Source organism: Parendozoicomonas callyspongiae, from assembly GCF_023502345.1.
Lineage (GTDB): Bacteria > Pseudomonadota > Gammaproteobacteria > Pseudomonadales > Endozoicomonadaceae > Sansalvadorimonas > Sansalvadorimonas callyspongiae.
In genome coordinates this window covers 37,121-60,222 of record NZ_JAMFLX010000027.1, presented here as the reverse complement: position 1 = coordinate 60,222, position 23,102 = coordinate 37,121, and the positions used below count along the sequence as shown (strand labels likewise).

At 48.9% G+C, this 23,102-nt stretch carries 22 protein-coding genes; 13 read left to right on the top strand and 9 right to left on the bottom strand.

Annotated elements, in window-relative coordinates; translation table 11 throughout:
* Window positions 1-188 precede the first annotated feature (188 nt).
* Entirely contained in the window at window positions 189-734 is a 546-nt protein-coding gene (gene yfcE / locus M3P05_RS16785; protein ID WP_249701202.1) for a phosphodiesterase, read from the top strand.
* 66 nt (window positions 735-800) lie between these two features.
* On the opposite strand, the gene acuI is transcribed toward yfcE, so the two are convergent.
* Complete coding sequence (gene acuI, locus M3P05_RS16780) at window positions 801-1,778, bottom strand: acrylyl-CoA reductase (NADPH) (protein ID WP_249701201.1); 978 nt, start codon at window positions 1,776-1,778, stop codon at window positions 801-803.
* A 194-nt stretch (window positions 1,779-1,972) separates the two neighbouring features.
* Here acuI and M3P05_RS16775 point away from each other — a divergent pair, with 194 nt between their 5' ends.
* Window positions 1,973-2,122, top strand: a complete 150-nt coding sequence (locus M3P05_RS16775; protein WP_249701200.1) for a hypothetical protein — start codon at window positions 1,973-1,975, stop codon at window positions 2,120-2,122.
* Window positions 2,123-2,186: 64 nt separating this feature from the next.
* Here M3P05_RS16775 and M3P05_RS16770 read toward each other — a convergent pair whose 3' ends face one another.
* The 4 genes from M3P05_RS16770 to M3P05_RS16755 all read right to left on the bottom strand — a co-directional run bounded on the left by M3P05_RS16770 (window position 2,187) and on the right by M3P05_RS16755 (window position 4,924).
* On the bottom strand, window positions 2,187-2,369 hold the full coding sequence (locus tag M3P05_RS16770) for a hypothetical protein (RefSeq protein WP_249701199.1): 183 nt from the start codon (window positions 2,367-2,369) through the stop codon (window positions 2,187-2,189).
* Window positions 2,370-2,928: 559 nt separating this feature from the next.
* Entirely contained in the window at window positions 2,929-3,594 is a 666-nt protein-coding gene (locus tag M3P05_RS16765; RefSeq protein ID WP_249701198.1) for a YciC family protein, read from the bottom strand.
* Window positions 3,595-3,836: 242 nt separating this feature from the next.
* The gene (locus M3P05_RS16760; protein ID WP_249701197.1) at window positions 3,837-4,376 is read right to left on the bottom strand and encodes a chromate transporter; all 540 of its coding nucleotides are present in this window, start codon (window positions 4,374-4,376) and stop codon (window positions 3,837-3,839) included.
* Window positions 4,373-4,924 (bottom strand): chromate transporter, encoded by a 552-nt coding sequence (locus M3P05_RS16755; RefSeq protein WP_249701196.1) that lies wholly within the window; start codon window positions 4,922-4,924, stop codon window positions 4,373-4,375. Before M3P05_RS16755 ends, M3P05_RS16760 begins: the two co-directional genes overlap by 4 nt.
* A gap of 207 nt (window positions 4,925-5,131) precedes the next feature.
* Here M3P05_RS16755 and M3P05_RS16750 point away from each other — a divergent pair, with 207 nt between their 5' ends.
* A complete protein-coding gene (locus M3P05_RS16750; protein ID WP_249701195.1) occupies window positions 5,132-5,629 on the top strand; it encodes an HAD family hydrolase in 498 nt (165 codons plus the stop codon).
* A gap of 119 nt (window positions 5,630-5,748) precedes the next feature.
* The gene (locus tag M3P05_RS16745; RefSeq protein ID WP_249701194.1) at window positions 5,749-7,773 is read left to right on the top strand and encodes a hypothetical protein; all 2,025 of its coding nucleotides are present in this window, start codon (window positions 5,749-5,751) and stop codon (window positions 7,771-7,773) included.
* A 61-nt stretch (window positions 7,774-7,834) separates the two neighbouring features.
* On the opposite strand, the gene metG is transcribed toward M3P05_RS16745, so the two are convergent.
* The gene (gene metG / locus M3P05_RS16740) at window positions 7,835-9,901 is read right to left on the bottom strand and encodes a methionine--tRNA ligase (RefSeq protein WP_249701192.1); all 2,067 of its coding nucleotides are present in this window, start codon (window positions 9,899-9,901) and stop codon (window positions 7,835-7,837) included.
* A gap of 253 nt (window positions 9,902-10,154) precedes the next feature.
* Here metG and M3P05_RS16735 point away from each other — a divergent pair, with 253 nt between their 5' ends.
* The 6 genes from M3P05_RS16735 to M3P05_RS16710 all read left to right on the top strand — a co-directional run bounded on the left by M3P05_RS16735 (window position 10,155) and on the right by M3P05_RS16710 (window position 16,260).
* Window positions 10,155-12,029, top strand: a complete 1,875-nt coding sequence (locus M3P05_RS16735; RefSeq protein ID WP_249701190.1) for an RING finger protein — start codon at window positions 10,155-10,157, stop codon at window positions 12,027-12,029.
* A gap of 160 nt (window positions 12,030-12,189) precedes the next feature.
* Entirely contained in the window at window positions 12,190-13,005 is an 816-nt protein-coding gene (locus M3P05_RS16730; protein ID WP_249701188.1) for a DnaT-like ssDNA-binding domain-containing protein, read from the top strand.
* Window positions 12,917-13,675 carry a replication protein P gene (locus M3P05_RS16725; RefSeq protein ID WP_249701187.1) on the top strand — a complete coding sequence of 253 codons (759 nt, stop codon included), beginning with the start codon at window positions 12,917-12,919 and terminating at the stop codon, window positions 13,673-13,675. Before M3P05_RS16730 ends, M3P05_RS16725 begins: the two co-directional genes overlap by 89 nt.
* A gap of 50 nt (window positions 13,676-13,725) precedes the next feature.
* Complete coding sequence (gene apbC / locus M3P05_RS16720; RefSeq protein WP_249701186.1) at window positions 13,726-14,826, top strand: iron-sulfur cluster carrier protein ApbC; 1,101 nt, start codon at window positions 13,726-13,728, stop codon at window positions 14,824-14,826.
* A gap of 79 nt (window positions 14,827-14,905) precedes the next feature.
* Entirely contained in the window at window positions 14,906-15,496 is a 591-nt protein-coding gene (gene dcd / locus M3P05_RS16715; RefSeq protein WP_249701184.1) for a dCTP deaminase, read from the top strand.
* A 239-nt stretch (window positions 15,497-15,735) separates the two neighbouring features.
* Entirely contained in the window at window positions 15,736-16,260 is a 525-nt protein-coding gene (locus M3P05_RS16710) for a CBS domain-containing protein (RefSeq protein WP_249701183.1), read from the top strand.
* 52 nt (window positions 16,261-16,312) lie between these two features.
* Here M3P05_RS16710 and M3P05_RS16705 read toward each other — a convergent pair whose 3' ends face one another.
* Window positions 16,313-17,305, bottom strand: a complete 993-nt coding sequence (locus tag M3P05_RS16705; protein WP_249701182.1) for a hypothetical protein — start codon at window positions 17,303-17,305, stop codon at window positions 16,313-16,315.
* 645 nt (window positions 17,306-17,950) lie between these two features.
* Between M3P05_RS16705 and M3P05_RS16700 the strand changes: the two genes are divergently transcribed.
* The 3 genes from M3P05_RS16700 to M3P05_RS16690 all read left to right on the top strand — a co-directional run bounded on the left by M3P05_RS16700 (window position 17,951) and on the right by M3P05_RS16690 (window position 21,005).
* Complete coding sequence (locus tag M3P05_RS16700; RefSeq protein WP_249701181.1) at window positions 17,951-19,987, top strand: ribonucleoside triphosphate reductase; 2,037 nt, start codon at window positions 17,951-17,953, stop codon at window positions 19,985-19,987.
* A 104-nt stretch (window positions 19,988-20,091) separates the two neighbouring features.
* Window positions 20,092-20,265 (top strand): anaerobic ribonucleoside-triphosphate reductase, encoded by a 174-nt coding sequence (gene nrdD / locus M3P05_RS16695; protein WP_249701180.1) that lies wholly within the window; start codon window positions 20,092-20,094, stop codon window positions 20,263-20,265.
* A gap of 17 nt (window positions 20,266-20,282) precedes the next feature.
* Window positions 20,283-21,005: an anaerobic ribonucleoside-triphosphate reductase activating protein gene (locus M3P05_RS16690; protein ID WP_249701179.1), complete on the top strand. Its 723-nt coding sequence runs from the start codon at window positions 20,283-20,285 to the stop codon at window positions 21,003-21,005.
* Between the two features lie 50 nt (window positions 21,006-21,055).
* Here M3P05_RS16690 and M3P05_RS16685 read toward each other — a convergent pair whose 3' ends face one another.
* Window positions 21,056-21,556 (bottom strand): methylated-DNA--[protein]-cysteine S-methyltransferase, encoded by a 501-nt coding sequence (locus M3P05_RS16685; protein ID WP_249701178.1) that lies wholly within the window; start codon window positions 21,554-21,556, stop codon window positions 21,056-21,058.
* Window positions 21,553-23,034 carry a DNA-3-methyladenine glycosylase 2 family protein gene (locus M3P05_RS16680; RefSeq protein ID WP_249701177.1) on the bottom strand — a complete coding sequence of 494 codons (1,482 nt, stop codon included), beginning with the start codon at window positions 23,032-23,034 and terminating at the stop codon, window positions 21,553-21,555. Before M3P05_RS16680 ends, M3P05_RS16685 begins: the two co-directional genes overlap by 4 nt.
* Window positions 23,035-23,102: the final 68 nt, after the last annotated feature.

The following is a 23,102-nucleotide window of genomic DNA, read 5'->3' as shown; positions in this document are numbered from 1 at the left end:
TTTTTTTTAGATACCTATCTTATCATGCTGCTGGCTTTTGAAGCGTCATGATGTAATGGTCTGGTCAGACCTATATGTGCGTAGTTTTTACGAAGATGCAATTAAAATGAATGTTTATTGGGGCTGGACTGAGACTGTTCAAAATGCTCTGATGCCCCGCAAATGTCTTGAACACAGGAAATGCCAGCATGAAGTTAATGCTGATCTCGGATATTCATGGAAGTTCTACCGCTTTGGAGCAGGCCTTTGCCCTGGCAGACAGAGAAGGGGCTGACCGGATTCTGGCCCTTGGAGATTTGCTGAACCACGGTCCGAGAAACCCACTGCCGGAAGGATATCACCCGCAAAAGGTTGCTGAGCTTCTTAATCAGAATGCAGGACGCATTACCTGTGTTCGAGGAAACTGTGACAGTGAAGTTGATCAGATGCTGGTTTCAGTTCCCGTTCTAGGCGAGTACGTTGTTGTGCTGGTGGATGGGCGTCAGATGTTTCTGACCCATGGGCATATTCACAATCCTGATAATCTGCCAGTACTGGGTGAGGGTGATATCTTCTGCTTTGGCCATAGCCATATCCCGATACTGGAACTAAAAGATGGAAAGGTGATGTTTAACCCTGGTTCAATAACCCTGCCCAAGGGTGGGCATCAGCCGACAGTGGGGTGGTATGACAGTGGGCGACTAAGTATTACCAGTTTGAATGGCCATGTTATTCAGGAACTTGAACTGGACTAGCCTCCATCAAACTGACCCTTTGTGAAAATAAAAATCCCCCACAGTTTGCTGCGGAGGATTTCACTATCAGGGCTTGATAATAACCCGGCCAGTGACCTGACCATTGGTAATATCTTCTCCAAGCTGCAGAACCTCTTCCAGGGCAACTTCCTTGCAGGCCTGGGCAGAAAAGTCAGACGGCAGCAGTTCAGCCAGACGCTTCCAGGCTTCCATTCGGCGCTTGCGTGGGCACATCACAGAATCAACACCCAGCAGTTTTACTCCACGCAGGATGAAAGGCATCACTGTGGTAGGAAGATCAAACCCGGCAGCAAGACCACAGGCAGCAACAGCACCACCATAATGAATCTGTCCCAGCAGGCGGGCCAGGATATTGCTTCCAGCAATATCAATCGCGCCAGCCCAGAGCTGCTTCTCCAGCGGACGACCACGTTCTTCCAGTTCATTGCGGGCGATAACGCGAGATGCTCCCAGTTCTGTCAGCATGTCACTGTTTTCAGGACGTCCAGTAACAGCGACAGCCTTGTAGCCCAGTGCAGCCAGAAGAGAAATACTGACACTGCCAACCCCACCACTGGCACCGGTTACCAGGATTTCACCCATCTCTGGGGTGATTCCGGCATCTTCCAGAGCCATGACGCAGAGCATGGCAGTCAGGCCGGCTGTTCCAATCATCATGGTTGACCGGGCAGAGAGACCTTTCGGCATGGGTACCAGCCAGTCACTGGAAACCCGGGCTTTCTCAGCCATGCCACCCCAGTGGCCTTCACCAACCCCCCAGCCAGTCAGTACAACCTCATCACCTTTCTGGTAACGGTCGTCATGGGATTCAATAACAGTTCCGGCAAAGTCGATACCGGGCACCATCGGCCATTGGCGAACAACCGGGCTTTTCCCGGTGATGGCCAGACCATCTTTGTAATTCAGAGAAGAATATTCAACAGCAACGGTGACATCGCCCTGGGGCAGGTCGCTGTCATCCAGAGTGCGAATAGAGGCAATTGTTTTTTTGTCCTGTTGTTCCAGAACCAGAGCTTTAAACACGGGGCCTCCCGGGAGTGTTTTCAAGTGCTAGGAAAATAGCTGAAAATAGACTGAATGTTACTGTCGTGTAACGACTCAGTTATTCGGGGCGGCATGGGGGAGCATACCACCGGCGAGGAGCTCGCATCCTAACATAAGGGCGCTCATTTTGTCTTGTAAGCCTCTGGTGATATAAGAGTAAAAAGGGGTTCGCAATGAATTCGGCTGTCTATGCCATTCCGGTTGCTGACTGGTTGCTGCTGGGAATGGCTGCCTGGGCTGCTTTTTCGTTGCTGTGTCTGAGAAGCTGTCTGAAGGTGGTTTGCAGTGAAGGTGAAGGCAGTACTGACTCAAGTGCTGTTTGAAGTGTAATTATTGAAGAGAGGTCTCGAGCCCGCATGAACAGTAAAGAGCCCGAGACCTTTCCGGTTAACTGGCGCGCTTGTGTTTTATAAGCTGATCCTGCGGGCAGGGAATCAGGTCTTTGGGCTGGTAATCCCTCAGCTCTCCCCATTCCATACGTACTTTGATCCAACCTGGCTGACCACAGGTCTCGATTGTTCCCTTTTCGAAAGTGATACGATCACGAACATAAAGGCGTTCAGTGTTCATCCTTGAAGTCCTTTGAAGAAATGAATTGTTTTTGTTCTTTGTTCAGCAATGAATTCTGGGGGCAAGTTATGAACCTTTTATTAAGGGTTACCGATTGATTCAGATGAACCTTGACAAAGGAATTCATAAGTCTTCATTGCATAAACGGAAAGTGTAGAAGTGGATTTTGAAAAGTGTGAAAAATTCAGAAAAAAATTAATTCAGTTTTCTGCGAGCAGATTCTCAGGGGTTTAGCCAGCATTACTATTGCTGAGATCCTGATTGGTTTTCTGCAAAAACTTTAACCAGATGAATTCTGTGACCGTAAATTTTGTCACTTATACGGGTATATTTGGGATCAAGACAGTATCCAGGTTCATGGGACAGTGGAAGAATGCTAGCCGTTAACAGCAGTTGCCATAAAACTGTCCGGAAGATCCTGAGTCCATTTGAGCTTTGTTTATCCATATGCTCAACGATAGCACTGGATATGAAGGTGCAGGAAAGAGGTCAGGCTTGAAGCGGTAGGGTTATAAGGGGGGATGGCCAGCAGGTGCTTAGCTGCTGGCCAGTGAGGTTGTTACTGACTGCGTACGTCGGAGAACACCCGGAACAGGTAGATGGAATACAGGGTGTTCAGCAAGGCTTGAACTGCCGCAACCATAAAGCCAAGAACCGGGTTGGCTATAGAAGCCGTAGCCTGAGACAGCCCAATAGAAATAATCGTGACGGTGGGGAACAGCAGGGCAAGACCCAGGAAGATAACCCAGGACACTTTCTGGCTGGCGGCCACGCTCAGTCGAATACTGTCAGCCACAGAACGGTTCTCAACCATGCAGAACATATCGGACAGCGCCAGGCGAACCATGATGAACAGCCCGGGTACGATGAACAGGAAAAAACCACCCATGGTCGCGATCGTTGAGAGCAAAGTCAGAAGCAGCATTCTGGGCCAGTAAGCTGCCGAAATACTGTAGCACTGGCCGAAAGGGCGAATATTACCGCTGATGGCAGAACCAATAAAAATGATCAGCGCACTCTGGAAAATTGGGTACAGAGTCAGCTCCGCCATCAGGCTCATCCCAACCAGGTTAGGACCTTTGGCAGAACTGAGAACAAACAGCTGAAATGCTTCTGACAGAACCGCGTAAGGCAAGGCCAGAAGTGCAAGGCTGCCGATATTGGCGCGGAAAAAACGCAGGGTATCTTGCAGGTACCCCTGCACCTTTTGAGAAGTTGTTAGCATCTATGGCCTTCTACAGTGTCCTTGTGACCAAGTGCCAGCATCGAGCCTTCTACTATTGAGAGTAAGCCTGCTGCACTGGTTTATTCTGTTTGTTGCGCTTTTATCTAGGGTCTGTTGACGTAAGTTGCAAAGCGCCTGAATCAGAGTTTCGTACGATACCGCATCTTATGTACAGAGTTCACTCCGGTTTTTTACCATCGGCTGACTTTTTCTCGCTACCGTCGGTTAAGTCCGACAGACTTCTAGAAAAGAAAAACACCAACTATGGCCGAGGCAATAATCAAAAACGCCGGTTGTACCCTGGGAAGGTAGATTCTAAACAGAAAACAGATAGCGACAAGGATCATCCCTTTTACGGTCTGCACGGTTGAATCACTTTGGTGAACGGTATTGCTTAGTATCAGCCAGCCAGCATAAAAAATCAGCGCCATGGCGGCAGACTTGACACCAAAGATCACAGCTTCCTTCCAGGGGTTACTTTTCAGGCGGGTTAACAGGGTCGCTAAAGCCAGAATCACCAGAATAGAGGGTGTTGATAAGGCAACAGTGCTGACAACTGCCCCGGGCCAGCCTGCGACATGGCTGCCAACATAAGTGGCCATATTGATCGCAATTGGGCCGGGCGTCATTTCTGAAACTGCGACAATGTTCATAAACTCGCTTTGAGTCATCCAGTCATGTTTCTCTATTTCGGTGAGAAACATCGGAATCATGGCAACACCACCGCCAAAACTGAACAGGCCGATTCGCAAAAAGGTGAGAGCCAGCTCCAGGTAGATCATGTTCGGGAGCTGCCTCCTGGCAGACAGTGCATCATATTCAGCAATAACCCGGTACCGGCCCCGGCAACAATAACGAAGAGAGGGTGGAGAGAAGTGAACATCAGGGTTGCCAGTCCTGCCAGGAACAGCAGGCGCCCCAGGTTTGAGGTAACACCCTGTCGCAGCATTCTTATGGATGCGTGAAGAATCAGGGCGGCTGCAGCGTAACGACTGGCGATAAATGCACCGTGTAGTGCCGGGTCATCAACCCACTGTGCCAGATGGCCAGCAAGAAAGCCGACAATAATCAGCGGTGGCAGGACAACAGCGAATGATGCCACCAGGGAGCCTGCCGTTCCGGCCATTCTCATGCCCACAAATGTGGCGGCATTAATTGCGATTGGGCCGGGAGTGATCTGCGCTATGGCTGTGATTTCCAGAAACTCATCTCGAGTCAGCCATTCATGGTGTGTAATCAGCTCCTGCTCCAGTTGGGCCAGCATGGCGTAACCGCCACCAATGGTCAGCAGACCTAGCCGGAAAAAAGTCAGGAACAGTTTAACTAGCATGGTTTTTTGAAAGATAGCGACCAGATCGTAATAGTTTAAGGTGAGAACGCGGTAATGATATTGATTGAAATCAACAGGTAAATGGTGGGGAATCCTGATTGATTAGTGGTAGATTGATCATCAACCAGAAAGTGCGAAGCGAATAATTGAATCGTCAGCAAACTTTCACAGAAGTATTGAAAATAATAAGTACCGAAGGTAAGCCCAGTGGGAAATCAAGATTTTAGAAACTGCAAAGCTATCGTCTTTGATTGGGGCGATACCCTGATGGTGGATTTTCCCGGTAAGCCAGGCCCAATGAAAGACTGGGATGAAGTGCAGGCTGTTGACGGTGCTCACGAAGTACTGCGAACTTTGTCAGAAAATTATCTCATCTATTTAGCAACAGGAGCAGATACAACACCTGATAATATAGAGACTGCCATGAAACGGGTAGGATTGTCGTCGTTTATCTCAAGATATTTTTGTCATCAGGTGTTGGGGGAGCATAAGTCATCGGTAAAGTTCTATCATGCTATTATTCGGGAGCTTGATTTGGCCCCTGCTGAGATAGTTATGATTGGTGACAGCCTGGATAAAGATATTCTTCCCGCAAAAAAGGCTGGCATGCGCGGTATCTGGTTGGCTCAAGGCAGTATGGAATCGGCAGAATGTAAGGTGACTTCCATTAGAACACTGGAGGAGCTGGTAAGCATTCTTAATTAAAATTATCCCCAAGTATATTGTGGTTTTTTGTGGGATAGCTTGTTACTGCCAGATATTTAGATAGCCACAGACGGCTAATTTTTCTATCTATAATGTTCATCCTCTGAAAGAGGGGTGTCATGGTGGGTAGAAAAACAACAGTTTATCGACTGACCGTCATGACATTAATGATGGCTGCGGCATATTCCCTTCTTGCCGCAGCGATGGAGACCCCCCCTGATGAAAATAAAGGAGGTCGAGGGCGGTCTCAGTCCGTTCCTCATGTGCGGGTTACTAGACCGAATACGGAAGATTTTCTCAATCCCAGTCATTCAGCTTCTTTCTCTCCAAAATTTAATTTGGGAGATATCTCTTTGCCGAGAAAAGATAGCGCAGCATCCTGGACCAGACAGGAAAGCTCTCAATCAAGATTATCCCGGCGCTCTTCTTCACGGCGATCACCGACATACAAGGAGTGGATGAGAACTGGTCGTAATCAACGTCGGGAAAATATTGATGGAGCCTCTTCAGCAATTAGCATGATTAATGCTTTGGATAATGAATCAAGAATGGTTTTTGATGTTCTTATCAGGCACAAAGATCACACAGTCATACGAGCTGTTTTTGAGCTTATGAAGGAAGAGGATTTAGCTGAAGCTTTTAAACAGTTTTTGCGGATGCCACCAGAGCTAAGAAAACATGTTGTGTATAAACCAAATGCAAAGTTGATATCTCATGAGTACAGGGTCCTTTCTGTGAAGGGAGTAAGTGGCATGAGTCTTCAGACTGGTTTTGGTGAATCTCTCAATGAACTCAGAAACAATGGAAAGTTAATATATCTTTTTCCCATGATTGCTAATGGGGTTCTTTATCTGGGCAATGGCTTGATCGTTATTTCAAGTCAGGCATATTTATTAAATGTAACTTTAGCTGGAGCACTGGCCAAAGCGATCGAAGATAATCTTATGGCCATATGTGCGGCTTTTGAAAGAGGTGACGATTTCAGCCTCAGAGCAATGCTGACAGGAGGTTTTTTTGATCGTCTGACTTTGACTCCACAGGGGCTGGTTATTGGCACCCTGATAGGTGTCCTTGTTGCCCTTGGACCGCTGGCCGTAAAAAAACTGATCATGCCGATGCTTATCTGGCCGTATAAGTGGACATTGTCAAAAGGCATCAGGTATAGGAAAGAGGTAAACAGGTTACTTCGTTCTAGTGAGTCATTGCATAGAATCCGATATCTTAAATCATTGGCACTTTCGGATGAAGAAATTGTTGACTATTTAGGTAACGAACGGATTAATCAGACTCTGAAAGCTGTTGCTTATGATCCCACAAGAACGTTAAAACTGTTGGAAGTTTTGGCCAGAATGCCTGAAGACAAGAGGAAGAATCTTTTGATCTCTCTGGGAGGTCTGGACAAGTATTATCATGCCGGTGGAAACAAAATTTCAAAAGAAGTGTGTAAAGCTGCAGGATGCTGCCAGCGCTTTTTAGCAATCGATGACTCGGAAACAGCAGCCCCAGGTTTCTCAAACTCCTTTTATTACATCTTCTGCGAACGTAGAAATGGTTATTCAAGAGCAGTTCTAACATCTGTAACAACAGGTGCAATCTTAACCGCTATTGTTGTTGGAACGGTTTACCTCAGCCCTTATGTTTTTGTTTCAGGAGCAGCCTTGGCATCTCTTGCTAAACCTGCCCTGAACGGCAGCTGTGAGGAATGGCAGGAGAATGGGTTCCCAAACTTTACTGTTGTTGAGTCTGAATTGATTGATGTCAGTGGCTCTGAAGTTGGTTCGTTCGGTTATAACACCATAACTGTTGCTGTAGGTATTGGCTTGCCGACTATGACAGGAGCTGTGACATATGCAGCTGATAAGATAGTGAGTGGTGTTTTTTTTGTTTGCTCTGCATTTGGCAGATGTTTGTGTGGCCGTCGGAGTAGTGACTCTGATAATGAAATGGAGGAGATGGAAACTTCAGAACAGCCTGCAATCTTTTCATTCCCTTCTTCCCCGGCAGCCACTCCAAAAGTTCTTGAAGAGACTATTACAGAAGTTACTATTGAAATGGGTAAACTTACATTGAATACCCTCTCCCATCCAGAAAGGCCTGACCTACTTGAAGAAAGTAAGTTAACACTTGATGAAAAAGATAAATAAACAGAGAGTTGTTATAACCACGCGTTATGCCGGGTTATAACAACCTAAGGTTAAATTGAAGTTACATCACTCGCATACCAGGCTTGGCACCGTCATGTGGTTCCAGAATCCACAAGTCAGAACCGCCAGGGCCTGCTGCCAGAACCATCCCTTCACTCATACCAAACTTCATCTTGCGTGGTTTGAGGTTGGCAACCATGACAGTGTGCTTGCCAATCAGGGCTTCGGGTGCATAGGCAGATTTGATGCCGGCAAAAATATTGCGGGTGGTCTCTTCGCCAATATCCAGAGTCAGACGCAGTAGCTTGGCGGCACCTTCAACATGTTCGGCGTTGACGATCTTGGCGATACGCAGATCAACCTTGGCAAAGCTGTCGAATTCAATCTCGTCAGCAATGGGATCTTTAGTAATTTCGCTGACTTCTACAGAGTCATCTTTCTTCGCTGCTTCAACAGCCATGGACTCCAGCAGCTTCTTGGCATCTTCCATCATGCTATCCACCTTTGGCTGTTCGACACGGGTCATCAGTGGTTTGAACTTGTTGATACCGTGATTGAACAGCAAAGACTGGCTGTCTGCCCAGTTCAGTGTATCGACATTCAGGAACGCAGCAGCCTTTTCAGCCATAGCTGGCAGAACCGGCTTCAGGTAGATAGTCAGCAGACGGAACAGGTTGATACCGGTGGAGCAGATATCGTGCAGCTCCTGGTCCTTGCCTTCTTCCTTGGCAACAACCCATGGCTTCACTTCGTCGATCCAGGCATTGGCTTTGTCGGCCAGAGCCATAATCTCACGCATCGCCTTACCGAACTCGCGGTCTTCATAGTACTGGGCGATGGTTTCAGACGCTTCCATATAGGCTTTGGTCAGCTCAGGGGCACAATCGGTACCGGACAGCTGTCCACCAAAACGCTTGGCAATAAAGCCGGCGTTACGGCTGGCAATGTTTACAACCTTGCCTACCAGATCGCTATTGACGCGCTGGATAAAGTCATCGGTGTTCAGATCCAGGTCATCAACCCGGCTGGACAGCTTGGCCGCGTAGTAGTAACGCAGGTACTCAGGGTTCAGATGATCCAGGTAGGTACGGGCGGTAATAAAGGTGCCACGTGACTTGGACATCTTCTCGCCATTGATGGTCAGGTAACCGTGAACATTCACCTTAGTCGGTGCGCGGTAATCAGCACCGGTCAGCATGGCTGGCCAGAACAGGCAGTGGAAGTTGACGATATCCTTACCGATAAAGTGGTGTACTTCACACTTGGAATCTTTGTTCCAGTACTCGTCAAACTCCAGATCTTCGGTACGGTCACACAGGTTCTTGAAAGAAGCCATGTAGCCAATAGGTGCATCCAGCCAGACATAGAAGTACTTGCCGGGTTCACCAGGAATCTCGAAGCCAAAGTAAGGCGCATCACGGGAGATATCCCAGTCCTGCAGGCCGGAGTCCAGCCATTCGGCCAGTTTGTTGGCGGTTTCGTCTTTAATGGTGCCGGAACGGGTCCACTCTTTCAGGAACTGTTCAAAGTCGGTCAGCTTAAAGAAGAAATGCTCGGAATCCTTATCAACCGGAGTGGCACCGGAGATAGTGGAGTATGGGTTCTTCAGATCAGTTGGGCTGTAAGTGGCAGAGCAGACTTCACAGTTATCACCGTACTGATCGGCAGCGCCACACTTGGGGCAGGTGCCCTTGATGTAACGGTCAGCCAGGAACATCTGCTTCTCAGGGTCAAAAGCCTGAGTGATGGTACGGCTGGCAATATGACCCTTCTCTTTCAGAGCCAGGTAGATGGAAGAGGACAGCTCACGGTTCTCTTCACTGTGGGTGGAGTGGTAGTTATCAAACTCCACATGGAAATCACCAAAGTCGGCAATGCGCTCTTTATTGATACGGGCAACAGCTTCTTCCGGGGAAATGCCCTGCTTTTCAGCGTGCAGGCTGATAGCGGTGCCGTGGGCGTCGTCGGCGCAGACATAGGTGCACTTGTGGCCGCGCATCTTCTGGAACCGGCTCCAGATATCGGTCTGGATATACTCCACCAGGTGACCCATATGCAGAGGCCCGTTGGCATAGGGCAGGGCACTGGTAACAAGAATCTTGCGCTCGGTTGTGTTCTGTTCAGACATAGGGGGACGACGTCTCCGACTCAGGAGCCCGGTTTACAGCACTTAACCGGCCAAAAGGAGGCCAAAAGATTGAAAGTACAGACGGGTTGGAAAATTCTAATCCTCCATTATACGGTGCTTAGGCGGGTTGTGGGAATTGTGGTAAAAAGCAGTTTCGGATTTTAATGAAAAAGGCTTCCTGCCTTTCCCTTTAAGCGTTCACTTCTATGATTGCTCCTGCCTTATTTCGGATATGATCGGGATTTGATGGAAAGTGGATAATATCGTCGGGTATTTGGTAAGTGTTGTTCTGACAATTCTGATTTCTGTAGCTCCTATCCATACTCTGGCCATGTTTAATGGTGTGGATTCAAAGTCGCCACCAACACAGCATCCAATCGAATTTATTTGCCCAGCATGTAGTGGAATATTAGAGGAAGCCTGTCAAACGCAATGTGGATGTCGTTATCACCCGAAATGTGCTGAAAATCTTATTTTACAGACTATTCCCTGCCCACGTTGTGAGGGGGATCTTATTGAGATCACACTGCCCCGTGATAGAGCGATTGAGAGGACTATAAAAAACTATCTAGGCAAGGTAGCTGCTCGGGAGCAGGCAAAGATGACAATGGAAATAATGAAAGTCGATGAGCAAGTTTTCTCCCCAGGTGTTGAATCAAAAGAAAAGAAACTAACCGGTCATACTTGTATATGGTGTGAATATGGTTGCGATGAGGATACGGAAACCTACTCTGCTGACGACCAAAGTTATTACCATACGGCCTGTCTGGTTGAAGCTTTTGAGTATCAGAAAAAGGTCAAGGCTAATTCCACTAAAAGTGAAGTATCGGATTACTGCCTAACTCCCGAGCAATCTAGAGAAGAACAGGCGACCGGAGGCGAGGCTTCGGCTCCAGGTTATACAGTGATTTCATCAAGCCAGCTTATAACTCAGCCTGATGATGGGGATGGGGATAGGGATAGGGAGTTCACTCTCTCTATACCCCTAACAGCAAGCACCAGGTCAACTTCAATATTCAGGACGAACAGTTTTTCGTTAAATAGAAGGAAAGTGTTCCATTTCAAACAAGGTTTAGAGAAAGCCTATGGCAGCTTTCGGCCTTTGCCCTTGGAATGGCGGCTATTGCATATGTATAACCCAGAGGTGCTTCTTTCAGGAGATATCGTATCTGGGGTGAAGCACCTGTTGAATAGATACCCCGAAATACCTGGTTATGATTTCCCTGATGGCCAAGTGAGTGAACTGAGAAGAGTTACCAGGGCTGAAACAAGGAAGTTGAAATCAGGGGAATATCTGGTTTTGTTCACACTTTCTGATAGGGATGTTCATGATGAAGGCGCTAACTTCATTGTGATAAGTCGCAAAAAAAATGAAAGTGACTGGGTTGTTGGTGATGTTACAAACAAACTAGCCAGTGATGAGTATTGTCTAATGGTGGCTTCTCCAGAAAAAAGTGGTGAAAAGTGTCTGCAATGTTTCACACGCCCTGAGGTCGAACAGGTTGTTTTTACCGCTCTTTTCTATGCGCTTTCATTTGGTCGTGAGCATAGTGTGCTGCTAACGCCTTTCTCTTCTTCAGTCGGCAATAAGATTCTGATTTTGGATATTTTGGGGTCAAGACAGATAGAAGCAGATAGACCTTCCCCTGTTTTTTTGACTATCAGAAATATCTTGAAAATGGTGGCACTGGCTTCGGGGTTTCAGCCTTATGCTTTTCATGATCACGGCCTGGGGATCCTATCACCATTAAAAAAGTGGTTGCAGGCAAAGAGAGAGAATAGAGAGGCAGGAGATATGCCAGGTTTGGATGTGGTAATTCAGGATACACTGTCAAGTCAGGGGGCTGAAAGGCCACTGGAGACAGATGACCAAGTACTGCAAGAAATAAAGCTGCTTTCTGATAGAAAAGGAGGTGTCCTGAAATTGTTCCTGAGGGCTACTGGAGATGGGTATGAGGATGACTGTTCTTACTACCTGTTTTTGGAAAGTGGAACCTACTACTTATTTTCACCAACCTATGAGGTGTTATCTGTTTTCTCTACCAGGGACAGTAAAGCTGTTGAGTCTCTGATACGTTTTATCCTGTTGGGGTTTCAGCCTCAGGAAAGACAAGTCACTCATTTTTAGTAGTGCCCAGAAACTGAACGCAACAGAAGCGGGGTTCACTGGACTTCAACTCGTGCAAATACTTGTGGCCCCACATACCCTCTCCGCAGTAAACTAACTCTCTTCTCTATTTTTTATCTGTTATCGTTAATCTGTTGGTGGTGAGTTGCCGGGATATTTTATGGGTGATCGTGACTCTGACAACCTGACGCGCCGGATGAACCGGGAAGGCAAAGGCCTGTTTGAAATGTGGCTGGAGTCTGAGCGGCAGGAACAACAGTCTGCACCATCCCGTGCACCTGTGTCACAGGCTCGATCCATGCAGCCGGCCGAAGCTTCCGGTATCAACCAGTCCCGTCGCCAGGTGTCGGACCTGGAACACAAGCTGTCAGGCCATGAAGAAGAAGCCAGTAACCTGGCTAATGAGCTGAAGCGTACCCAGATCAGGATCGCCGAGCAGGAACGTATGCTGGAAAGCCTGCGCAATACTGCTTACCAGCAGGAACAGGAACTGATGCGCCTGCAGGACGAGCAGCGTGCTGATGAACAGGCGCTGGCCTCTGCTCGCCAGCAGCTGCAGAATGCTGAAGCCCAGTATCAACATCAGCACCATCAAAACAATGTGCAGACTGCTGCCTATTCCGGATATCCGGCAGGAAATGATGTATTCTCCCGTCATCGTGATAATCAGGTTGCTGTACAAGCCCGGGCTACACCGTTGCCGGAGGATTACCAGCCGGCAGAGTGGTGTTTACAGAAGCTTCTGCAGCATAATGGTTTGACGCGGGACTATGCCATGCAGCAGCTTGATGATTTCAAGATGTACTGGCTCAGCACCGGAGAGGCCCGCAAGGCCTGGGATTACCGGTTTATGAAACACGTCATTTATCAGTGGCGGAGGGAGAAGGGTGAAAAAAGGACCGAACGTAGCCAGCCAACAACTGAAGAACTTACAGACCGCAGCTGGGCAGATAAGTACGACTTCGACTTCGACTGAGCAACAGGCTAAAAACAGTTCACAGCCTGGTTCTCAATCCAGCTATGCCAAGGCGGATATTCTCGACGCCGTTAACTTTACTTTTATGCTGATGCGGGATGCTTTTCCCCAGCAGTTTATCAATGCCTTCCCTTCCCAGGATTCCCGTGACCGTGCCCGCAGCCTGTGGGCCAAAGGCCTGGCTGACCTTCACCCGCAGCTGATCAAGAAGGCTGCGATCAAATCAATCAAGGAAAGCAAGTTTCTTCCCAGCCTCAGTGCCCTGCGGCAGCTTTGCGAAACCCGTTATGAAGATCTGGGGCTGAAAGATCCTCTTCAGGCCTATTATGAAGCCTGCCGCGCAACCAACCGTACCCGAGAAGGGTTCTGGAGCCATCTGGCGGTATATCTGGCTGCGAAAGAAACCGGCTGGCAACTTCTGGAGGGTGAACCACAAAACGTAGCTCTCCCGGTTTTTGAACGAAACTACGAGATTCTCTGCAACCGCATTGTGGCGGGTGAAAACCTTGAAGGTGAAATGTTTAAGGCGCTGGAAAATCACGCGCAAATGGACGAACTGCGCAAGGCCCAGATCGCTGCAGAGAAAAAGCTTCGCAAGGATATGAAACAACACGGTATCAACCCTGACGGTGGTCGGGATGAGTTTTTACGGATGATGGAAGACCTCTGATTCAGAGAGAGAATGCATCATCCCGTCTGGCAGTACTAAGTGAGATAAGAATGACATCAAGTTCCCGTGAAACGGTTGTAGGTTTACTACGTGAACTGCAGGATCCATGGCTGGAAGCCAGCCTGCTGACAGCTGCGGATATTGACTCTGTTGCGGTTGAGGGTGGTAAAGCCTCGATTGCACTCACGACGGCATACCCCTGTGAACAGGGCGCCGAACAGCTGAAGCAGCTGATTTCCGATTATGTCTCCGAGCTTCCCGATATCAATACCGTTGATATTCAACTTGGCAGCAAAGTGCCAATGGCACCCCGTGTCAGTGAAGAAGCCGGGCTGACCAATGTGAAGAACATTATTGCCGTTGCTTCTGGTAAAGGCGGTGTCGGCAAATCCACCACGGCGGTCAACCTGGCAATGGCGCTGTCTGAGGATGGTGCCAAAGTTGGTATTCTGGATGCGGATATCTACGGCCCAAGTATCGGACAGATGCTGGGTATTCCTGAAGGTCGCCGTCCTGATGTGACGGACGTTGGCGAGCAGCAGATGTTTGTTCCCATCGAAGCCTACGGCCTTAAGTCCAACAGTATGGCCTACCTGGTCACAGAGCAGACGCCGATGGTGTGGCGTGGTCCTATGGCCAGTGGTGCTCTGCTTCAGCTGTTGAACCAGACAGCCTGGGGTGAACTTGATTATCTGGTTGTGGATCTGCCTCCCGGCACTGGTGATATTCAGCTGACACTGGCTCAGAAAGTGCCTGTTGCCGGCAGTGTGATTGTGACCACGCCACAGGATCTGGCGCTGCTGGATGCCCGCAAAGGTGTGGAAATGTTCCGCAAGGTGGAAGTACCGGTACTGGGTATTGTTGAGAACATGTCTGTTCATGTGTGCAGCAACTGCGGCCATGCCGAACACCTGTTTGGTGAAGGTGGTGGCAGCCGAATGGCAGAGGAGTACCAGACCAAAGTTCTGGGGTCACTGCCTCTGGCCATGACTATCCGGGAGAAGATGGACAGTGGTCGTCCAATAGTGGCTGATAGTGAAACCAAAGAAGCGCAGCTGTATATTGAAACGGCGCGGCGGGTAGCTATCAAGCTGGCTCTGCAGAATCGCCAGAGTGCACCGATTCCCACCATAACCATTTCCGATGATTAAACAGCCATAAGCGAGAGAAGTTTTTCATCGCCTGTGGTGATGAAAAACTTCCACGAAAAATAAGAAAACGGGAAAGATTATGCGACTGTGTGACAGAGATATTATTGCAGCACTGGATGCCGGAACGATTGTTGTAGATCCCCGGCCTGCGGATGAGCATATCTCAGGTGTCAGTTGTGATCTGACACTGGGCAACAGCTTCCGGGTGTTTAACGATCATGTTGCACCTTATGTAGATCTGTCAGGCAGTCGCGAAGAGATTGACCAGACCCTGAACTCGATTATGAGCCGGGAGATTGTTCTGGAGCAGGGAGCAGCATTCTTCCTGCATCCGGGAGAACTCGCATTGGCCGTAACCAGAGAGTCGGTAACTCTGCCGGATAATATTGTCGGGTGGCTGGATGGCCGTTCTTCTCTGGCAAGACTGGGGCTGATGGTGCACGTGACTGCCCACCGGATTGACCCAGGCTGGAGTGGTCAGATCGTGCTGGAATTCTTTAACGGAGGGAAGTTGCCGCTGGCTCTGCGTCCGGGAATGAAAATCGGTGCGATGAACTTTGAAACCATGACCGGTTCCGCAGACAAGCCCTACAACAAAAGGGTAAATGCCAAGTATAAAGGCCAAAGTGGCGCTATTGCCAGCCGAATCGGCGAAGACTCCGCAGTTTGAAATCCACTCTTAACAGCCTCCGTATTTATTGATATAAATCAACAAGTACGGTGCTGACTGCTGCATACTGAGTATGAATGTACGGGATTTTACTTGGCTTCATTGGGGTGAGTTCGATGATGAGTTGTAATTTCGCCCCGAGGTGTAGTTATCTGAAAAGGAGCTGAAAGAAGCAGCCAATAAGCTTCTGTTCCCGGCTTAATGGTCCGTCTTGTTGGACCGGGTTAGTGGAGGCAAATATGTATTCGGATGCAACCCTTAAAGAAAGAACGTCTTCCGTTATTCGATCTGACTTTGCCAGCAAAAAAGCTGGTGATGTGATGTCCAGAAAGGTCGAAACCATCCCCCTGGACTGGTCAGTCCAGCGTCTGGCAACTTTCCTTGTTGATCATGATATTTCAGGTGCACCGGTAGTCGATGAATCCGGGCAGCTGTGCGGTATGGTGAGCGTTACTGATATTGTGCGCCAGACCGGTAGCGGACTGCTTGATCTTGACCCTCGCGATGATGCTTTTTACAAAGGACTGGTTGACTGTGCCCTGTCACGGGAAGAGATGCGCTCGTTCCATGAGAGTGTCGACGAAACTATCCTAGTCTCCGATATTATGACACCTGTCGTATTTGAGGTGGGCAGTGAAACACCACTGACGGAAGTTGCCGATGCTATGGTGAAAGGGCATATCCACCGTGTTGTAGTCAGTGATAATGGCCGGTTGAAAGGGATTGTTAGCGCTCTAGACCTACTTTCACTGATTGCCAAGTAAGAAAAAACCCTGCTATAGCAGGGTTTTTCTGGTTGATGATGATTGTTACCTGTTAGTCGTCACTGCCTAACCGAGTCATCAGTACTTTAGGGATGCGGGCAAGAAGCTTCGCCGCTTCACCATTATCAAAGCCTGGCGCAAGTTCTGGAACCTCAGGAAGATCAATAGGACCATCTTCCTGTTCTTCGGTTACCCCGCTAGCTTGCGGCTGAACCGCGTCATACGTGCCATTGAGCAGGATATCTTCATACCCAACTGTCTCAAGTTCCGCCTGGAGCTTATTACCTTCTCGCTCATGCTGTCTTAGCTCACGGGTCTTTGTCTGGTAATCGAGCAATATGAAGAGTGGTCGTATTTCTGTGCCAATTTTCTTGACTTCAGTTGATGTTAAAAGATCTAGATTGAAATCTGCCTCGCTTTTTTGGGAGCGTTCAGTTTCTCTTGCTCGATCATGGGCATTTTGCTTTAGGGCCAATACACTCTTTTGACCTTCTAGCTCTCTTACCAGTCTTTCCCTTTTTGAACTGTTTGCTGGAACAGGGTCATTCGGGTGGATTTTGCTAATTTCTCTCTTGGTTTTGTTGACAGTTTCCTGGGCGGAATCGGCAGCTTTTTTGGCTGATCTTGTTGCTTCCCTTGCATCATGCAGCAAGTGCAATGCTTTAACGGCTTCCCTTATATGCTGGTTTTCACGGAGTAACTTCCGTTGTCTTCCTTGATAAGAACCTATTAGCTCCTGGAGATCCTGATTGTAAAGCTTGACGCTTGTCTCAATGGGTTCGGCATTATGTCTGATGCTGTTGAATTCCTGCTGAATCATCATCAGTTCAAGTTCTTTCTCCCGAGCTTCCTGCTCGTGTTCACAGAACTTCTGGAAAATAGTATTACGGTCGTCGCGAACACGGTGCTCTGGGGTAGTCTTGTATTCCCAGATAGCGAATGGAAGGCTGCATAAAGTACCTGCTCCAAGGGAAAGACCAGCGGTTTGCTTGAGGCTGGCATTTTGTTTATTACAAACCCATGCCGCTCCACCTGCTGAACTCATAAAAACGCACATCGGCATTGGAGTGATCCAGGACTGAAGGAATGAACGGGAGTATTTGGCCTCAACAGCATCTCTTTGGGTCGGAAGATCTTCACTGCGGGCTTCACAGACTTTTCTAAGAACCAGCTTTGCACCAGATATGGCCATTTGACGACCATTGTATTTATGTAGTTGTCCTCTGGTTTTAACCTGCTTGGGGTCCCCCTTGAAAGATCGGGTATTTTCCACCCTGGGAGGGGTTTCGCTTGGCCAGGCAAAAGTTGAGTAGGGTATTGCTGGTGTCTGGGTTGGTTGAGCCATAGTCATCTCCTTAAAGTTTTTGGTTATGCTCCTCGCAATGATCTTTAGAGGCTCTGTGGCTCAGGGAATTCCTTCTTCAATAAGAAAATGCTATTGATGGTTAAAGAAGATAACCAGTTTGACAGTGTTACTAATACTTTGAGGCAAGACATCACGGGAGAAAATTTTTGAGCCGGATGCTCTGTTCAAATACGGATGTTTTGGACACGTTTTGCTTGTGTAAATGATGCGGAAATCGCAATATATAGTGGTTTCAATCTGATAATTGTCAATATATCGATTTTGAGAATGATCCAATATGAGTGACTGAAACCATGGGGGTAAAAGGAGGTAATCAGTCTTCTTATGCAATTCTCCGAGCCTACAGAAGAACAAAAATGCCCGGCTGAAATTATTAAACGAGATAATCAGCGGGTCGAATTTGATCAGGAAAAGATCTACCAGGCCATTCTAAAAGCCGGCCTTGCTACCGGTGAGTTTGACTTTGATGAAGCCACCGAACTCACAAAGAAAGTGATGAAGCTGACCAGCTACCGCTTCTGGGGCCAGAAGGCACCGTCGGTCGAGCAGGTTCAGGATATGGTGGAACAGGTGCTGGCTGTCAGCGGCTATTTTGATACTGCCAAAGCCTACATTCTCTATCGTGAGCGCCACAAAAGTATTCGTGATACGCAAAAGACATTACTGGATGTTGAATCATCCGTTGATGAGTATCTCAACCGCCTGGACTGGCGGGTAAAAGCCAATGCCAACCAGGGTTACTCCCTGGGCGGAATGATTCTGAACGTATCCGGCAAGGTGACAGCCAACTATTGGTTGAACCATGTTTATGATCCGGCTATTGGCCAGGCACACCGGGAAGGTGATCTGCATGTTCATGATCTGGATATGCTCTCCGGTTACTGTGCTGGCTGGTCGTTGAGAACGCTGTTGCATGAAGGCTTCAATGGCGTTCCGGGTAAGGTGGAGTCCGCAGCCCCTAAGCATTTGACCAGTGCTGTCGCACAGATGGTGAATTTCCTGGGCACTCTGCAGAACGAATGGGCCGGTGCCCAAGCATTCAGCTCTTTTGATACCTACCTGGCACCGTATGTCCGGGTTGATAAGCTGATCTACAAGCAGGTGAAGCAGCATATCCAGGAGTTTATCTATAACCTGAATGTGCCATCACGCTGGGGCACCCAGACACCATTTACCAATGTCACCATGGACTGGGTCTGCCCGGAAGATCTGCGTGAGCAGATTCCCGAGATTGGCGGTGAAGAGATGCCGTTTGCCTACGGCGATCTTCAGGAAGAGATGGATATGCTCAACCGGGCCTATATCGAAGTGATGATGGCCGGTGATGCCAAAGGGCGGGTGTTTACCTTCCCGATTCCAACCTACAACATTACCCCGGATTTTAACTGGGATACGCCCAACGCTGACCTGCTGTTTGAAATGACAGCCAGGTACGGTCTGCCGTATTTCCAGAACTTCCTGAATTCCGAGCTGACACCCAATATGGTGCGCTCCATGTGCTGTCGTCTGCAGCTGGATCTCCGTGAACTGCTGAAGCGTGGTAATGGTCTGTTTGGTTCTGCTGAGCAGACCGGCTCGGTGGGTGTGGTTACTGTTAACTGTGCCCGTCTTGGACATCTGTATCAGGATGACCGGGAAGGGATGTATGCCCGTCTGGATGAACTTCTGGATTTGGCCAAAGACAGCCTGGAAGTGAAACGCAAGGTCATTCAGCGTTATATGGACAGTGGCCTGTTCCCGTATACCAAGCGTTACCTGGGAACACTGCGCAACCATTTCTCCACCATCGGCGTGAATGGTATCAACGAAATGGTGCGTAACTTCTCGGCAGATGCCCATGATCTGACTACCAACAAAGGCCACATGCTGGCAGTTGAGTTTCTGGATCATATCCGGGCACGGATGGTGGAGTTCCAGGAAGAGACCGGACACCTTTATAACCTGGAGGCAACACCGGCAGAAGGCACAACTTATCGTCTGGCCAAGGAAGATAAGAAGCGGTTCCCGGATATTATTCAGGCAGGAACGATTGAGCACCCGTACTACACCAACTCATCCCAGCTACCGGTGGGTTACACCGATGATCCGTTCGAGGCGCTGGAACGGCAGGATGAACTGCAGTGCAAATATACAGGTGGTACGGTTCTGCATCTCTATATGGCGGAACAGATTTCCTCTGTGGAAGCCTGCAAGAAACTGGTGAAACGGACTCTTAGCAATTTCCGGTTGCCGTATATTACTGTGACCCCAACTTTCTCCATCTGTCCCAAGCATGGCTATCTGGCAGGGGAGCACCCATTCTGTCCAAAGTGCGATAAGGAATTGATCGCGAAAAAAATGAAAGAGCAGGCCTGTGCTTAAGCGCAGGCTTCAATAACTACAAACAGCCGTGAGCGGGAAATGCCCACCCCGAAAAATAAAAATGTGGTGGGTATTTCCATGGCAAAAAACAAAGGGAGTAGAACATGCAACCAAACCAACAAACAATTCATCTGGATGACTCCGAGCGTCAACCCTGCGAAGTGTGGACGCGAGTTATGGGTTATCATCGTCCTGTGGCTGCGTTTAATCCGGGAAAACAACAAGAACAAAAGGACCGTAAGCACTTTATTGAAAGAACTGCCAATCATAGAGAGTAGGTATAAAAGAGAGTTTAATGACGACTGCTGACGTATTATCTCTGCCGGTTGAACCGTTGCGTATAGGTGGTCTGGTACCCATGACCACCATCGACTTTCCTGATCACCTGTCTGCCGTAGTGTTTACCAGGGGCTGTAACCTGCGCTGTCAGTATTGCTATAACACTGATCTGCTGCAGACCTCATCACGGGTCGGCGATATGTCCTGGGAAGATGTTCTTGGTTTTCTTGATCGTCGCCAGGGGTTGCTGGACTCGGTGGTTTTCAGTGGCGGTGAACCGTTACTGCAAAAGGGGCTGGGTGCCGCCATGCGTGATGTGAACGGTATGGGCTTTAAAGTCGGGCTCCATACCGCCGGACAGGTGCCGGAACGATTGCAGGAAATTCTTCCCCACCTTGATTGGGTTGGCCTGGATATCAAAGGCCTGCCTGATGATTATCCACGTATTACCGGAACCAGTACCGGTGATAAAGGCTGGCAAAGCCTGAATATTCTTATGGAAGCCGGTATTCCCCATGAAGTGCGGACAACTGTTCATTGGGGCTTAACGCAGCCTGAGAAATTCAATGCACTGGCCGACTGTTTACAGAAAAAAGGCGTGCAGAACTTCACCGTGCAGCGCTGCCGTATAAAGAACTGTTTTAACAGTGAGCTTCAGGAGTCTGTTCTAGATCCTGAGCTGGAAGCTGATCTCCTAAAGCGTGCTTCGGGAAAGTTCGAGCGGTTCGCTATTCGATAAAGCTTTAAGGAGTATTTCAGTCTCTCGGTGAAACTTGAGAGACTGAACAATCAAACCAACAGTTCTTCCTGTGTCGGTTCAAGAACACCTTCAATTTCAAGCAGCTTTCTTTTCATATCCAGCCCGGAAGCAAATCCAGTCATGGAACCATTGCCTCCAAGAACTCTGTGGCAGGGAACAATAATACCGAGTGGGTTTTTTCCTACAGCTGCCCCGACCGCTCTTGATGCTTTGGGCCTTTGCAGTTGTTTGGCCATCACTCCGTAGCTGGTATGCTGGCCAAAAGGGATGGTTTGCAGAAGCTGCCAGACTGACTTTTGAAAGTCTGTGCCCTGAAAAGCAAGGGGCAGATCGAATGCCTTCCTTGTACCTTGTGCGTATTCTTCCAGCTGGATTCTGGCTTGCCGAAAAAGAGGTAGGTCGTCATCTCTTTCCCATGAAGAGCAATCAGGCTCATGCTTCTGATCAGGAAACCAGAGGTGGCGAAGCTTGTTATTTTCTGCTGCCAGCAAGGTGATACCAAAGGCGGAATTGAATTCTGTATATATCATGCGGGTGTTTCCTCCGTGAGTATGGTATCTGGCAGTGGAGTTGTGCTGGATAAGCTTTCCCAAAGGTGCATAACCGCATAGGCCCGCCATGGTCGCCACTTCTCTGACGTGGCCAGGATGGTTTTGCGATCTTTGGTACCCAGAGCCTTGATAATACCCAAATCCTGATCAGGGAAGGCATCCGGCCAGCTCAGTGCCCGCATGGCAATATATTGCGCAGTCCATGGGCCAATGCCTTTTAAGGCGACCAGTTTATCCAGTGTTGCAGGAACATCTGCCAGAGGGGAAAGATCGAGTTTATCTTCAATCACGGCATTGGCTATGGCGAGGATGGCGCCGCTGCGTTGGCGAACAATACCCAGCTCTCCCAATTGGCTCTGCTCCAGTTTGGCAATGGTTCTGGCATCGGGGAAAGTAAAGGCCAGACCGGGGAAAGGGGTGTCCAGTGGTGAGCCAAAAGCCCGGGCAATACGGGTTGCCAGAGTATGTGCTGCCTTTACGGTTACCTGCTGACCCAGTATGGCCCGGACACTCATCTCGAAACCATCAAAGGCTCCTGGCAGGCGGGTTCCAGGATTGCTTTCAGAAAGAGTCCCCAAGGTCTGCAGGATAGGTGCAGGGTTGCAGTCCAGATCGAAAAGCTGCCTGACCTTTTGTAAGACCTCCTTAATCACTGGAGCCAGTCTGGGATCGAGGGTGACCTGGAGCTGATATTTCTCCGGCAGATGACTGACTTCCAGCCAGCCCCTGACAATATCATGCTCCCTGGTTTCCAGTTGAACAGCTCTTCGGTAACTGGTGTCTGTTATCTCCTCAACGCCGGGAATAATTCGTGATGAGAGAAAGTTCAGCAGATGTTGCCAGTCGTAGGGTGGGCGGTACCCAAGCTGCAGCCGGATCGGTTTGTCGGGGCTCAGGTTCTGCTTTCGTCGCGTTTCCCCCGGCGTCTGATGGTAATACTGGCGAAACAGGTGATTAAAACTGCGAATGCTTTTAAAACCACTTAAAAGAGCAATATCTGTGACCGGCAGGGCTGTATCCCTTAACAGCTGACGCGCCTGCAGCAGCCGGCGACTGTTGGCGATATCCAGTGGGGATGTTCCCAATTCAGCCTGAAACAACCTGCGCAGATGACGGTCGGAAACCCCGATTCTGTCAGCCAGTTCTGAAACACTGTGTTGATCGAGAAAACCGAGATTAACCAGGCGGCAGGCCTGGCTGAGCAGGGTATCCGGCATATCGATACAGGACAGACCCGGAGCAAGTTCTGGGCGGCAGCGCTTGCAGGGACGATAGCCTTCCTGCTCTGCGGCTGCTGATGTCTGGAAGAAGCTGCAGTTCTCCGGCTTGGGCAGCCGTGCCGGGCAAACGGGCCGGCAATAGATACCTGTGCTGCTGACGGCCACAAAGAAACGGCCGTCAAAACGGTGATCCCGGCTTTTGAGTGCCTGGTAGCATTGTTCAAAATCGCTGTTCATGGCTGTCAATATACCTGAGTTGGCAGGTTGTTACTGGCAAAAATCGGACATGAACATTGCTAATAAAT

Excerpts from the sequence above, each read along its gene's own strand:
- yfcE (WP_249701202.1), top strand. The coding sequence starts at position 189 with ATGAAGTTAATGCTGATCTCGGATATTCATGGAAGTTCTACCGCTTTG.
- M3P05_RS16775 (WP_249701200.1), top strand. The coding sequence starts at position 1,973 with ATGAATTCGGCTGTCTATGCCATTCCGGTTGCTGACTGGTTGCTGCTG.
- M3P05_RS16770 (WP_249701199.1), bottom strand. The coding sequence starts at position 2,369 with ATGAACACTGAACGCCTTTATGTTCGTGATCGTATCACTTTCGAAAAG.
- M3P05_RS16765 (WP_249701198.1), bottom strand. The coding sequence starts at position 3,594 with ATGCTAACAACTTCTCAAAAGGTGCAGGGGTACCTGCAAGATACCCTG.
- M3P05_RS16760 (WP_249701197.1), bottom strand. The coding sequence starts at position 4,376 with ATGATCTACCTGGAGCTGGCTCTCACCTTTTTGCGAATCGGCCTGTTC.
- M3P05_RS16755 (WP_249701196.1), bottom strand. The coding sequence starts at position 4,924 with ATGCTAGTTAAACTGTTCCTGACTTTTTTCCGGCTAGGTCTGCTGACC.
- M3P05_RS16745 (WP_249701194.1), top strand. The coding sequence starts at position 5,749 with ATGGTGGGTAGAAAAACAACAGTTTATCGACTGACCGTCATGACATTA.
- metG (WP_249701192.1), bottom strand. The coding sequence starts at position 9,901 with ATGTCTGAACAGAACACAACCGAGCGCAAGATTCTTGTTACCAGTGCC.
- M3P05_RS16730 (WP_249701188.1), top strand. The coding sequence starts at position 12,190 with ATGGGTGATCGTGACTCTGACAACCTGACGCGCCGGATGAACCGGGAA.
- apbC (WP_249701186.1), top strand. The coding sequence starts at position 13,726 with ATGACATCAAGTTCCCGTGAAACGGTTGTAGGTTTACTACGTGAACTG.
- dcd (WP_249701184.1), top strand. The coding sequence starts at position 14,906 with ATGCGACTGTGTGACAGAGATATTATTGCAGCACTGGATGCCGGAACG.
- M3P05_RS16710 (WP_249701183.1), top strand. The coding sequence starts at position 15,736 with ATGTATTCGGATGCAACCCTTAAAGAAAGAACGTCTTCCGTTATTCGA.
- M3P05_RS16705 (WP_249701182.1), bottom strand. The coding sequence starts at position 17,305 with ATGAGTTCAGCAGGTGGAGCGGCATGGGTTTGTAATAAACAAAATGCC.
- M3P05_RS16700 (WP_249701181.1), top strand. The coding sequence starts at position 17,951 with ATGCAATTCTCCGAGCCTACAGAAGAACAAAAATGCCCGGCTGAAATT.
- nrdD (WP_249701180.1), top strand. The coding sequence starts at position 20,092 with ATGCAACCAAACCAACAAACAATTCATCTGGATGACTCCGAGCGTCAA.
- M3P05_RS16690 (WP_249701179.1), top strand. The coding sequence starts at position 20,283 with ATGACGACTGCTGACGTATTATCTCTGCCGGTTGAACCGTTGCGTATA.
- M3P05_RS16685 (WP_249701178.1), bottom strand. The coding sequence starts at position 21,556 with ATGATATATACAGAATTCAATTCCGCCTTTGGTATCACCTTGCTGGCA.
- M3P05_RS16680 (WP_249701177.1), bottom strand. The coding sequence starts at position 23,034 with ATGAACAGCGATTTTGAACAATGCTACCAGGCACTCAAAAGCCGGGAT.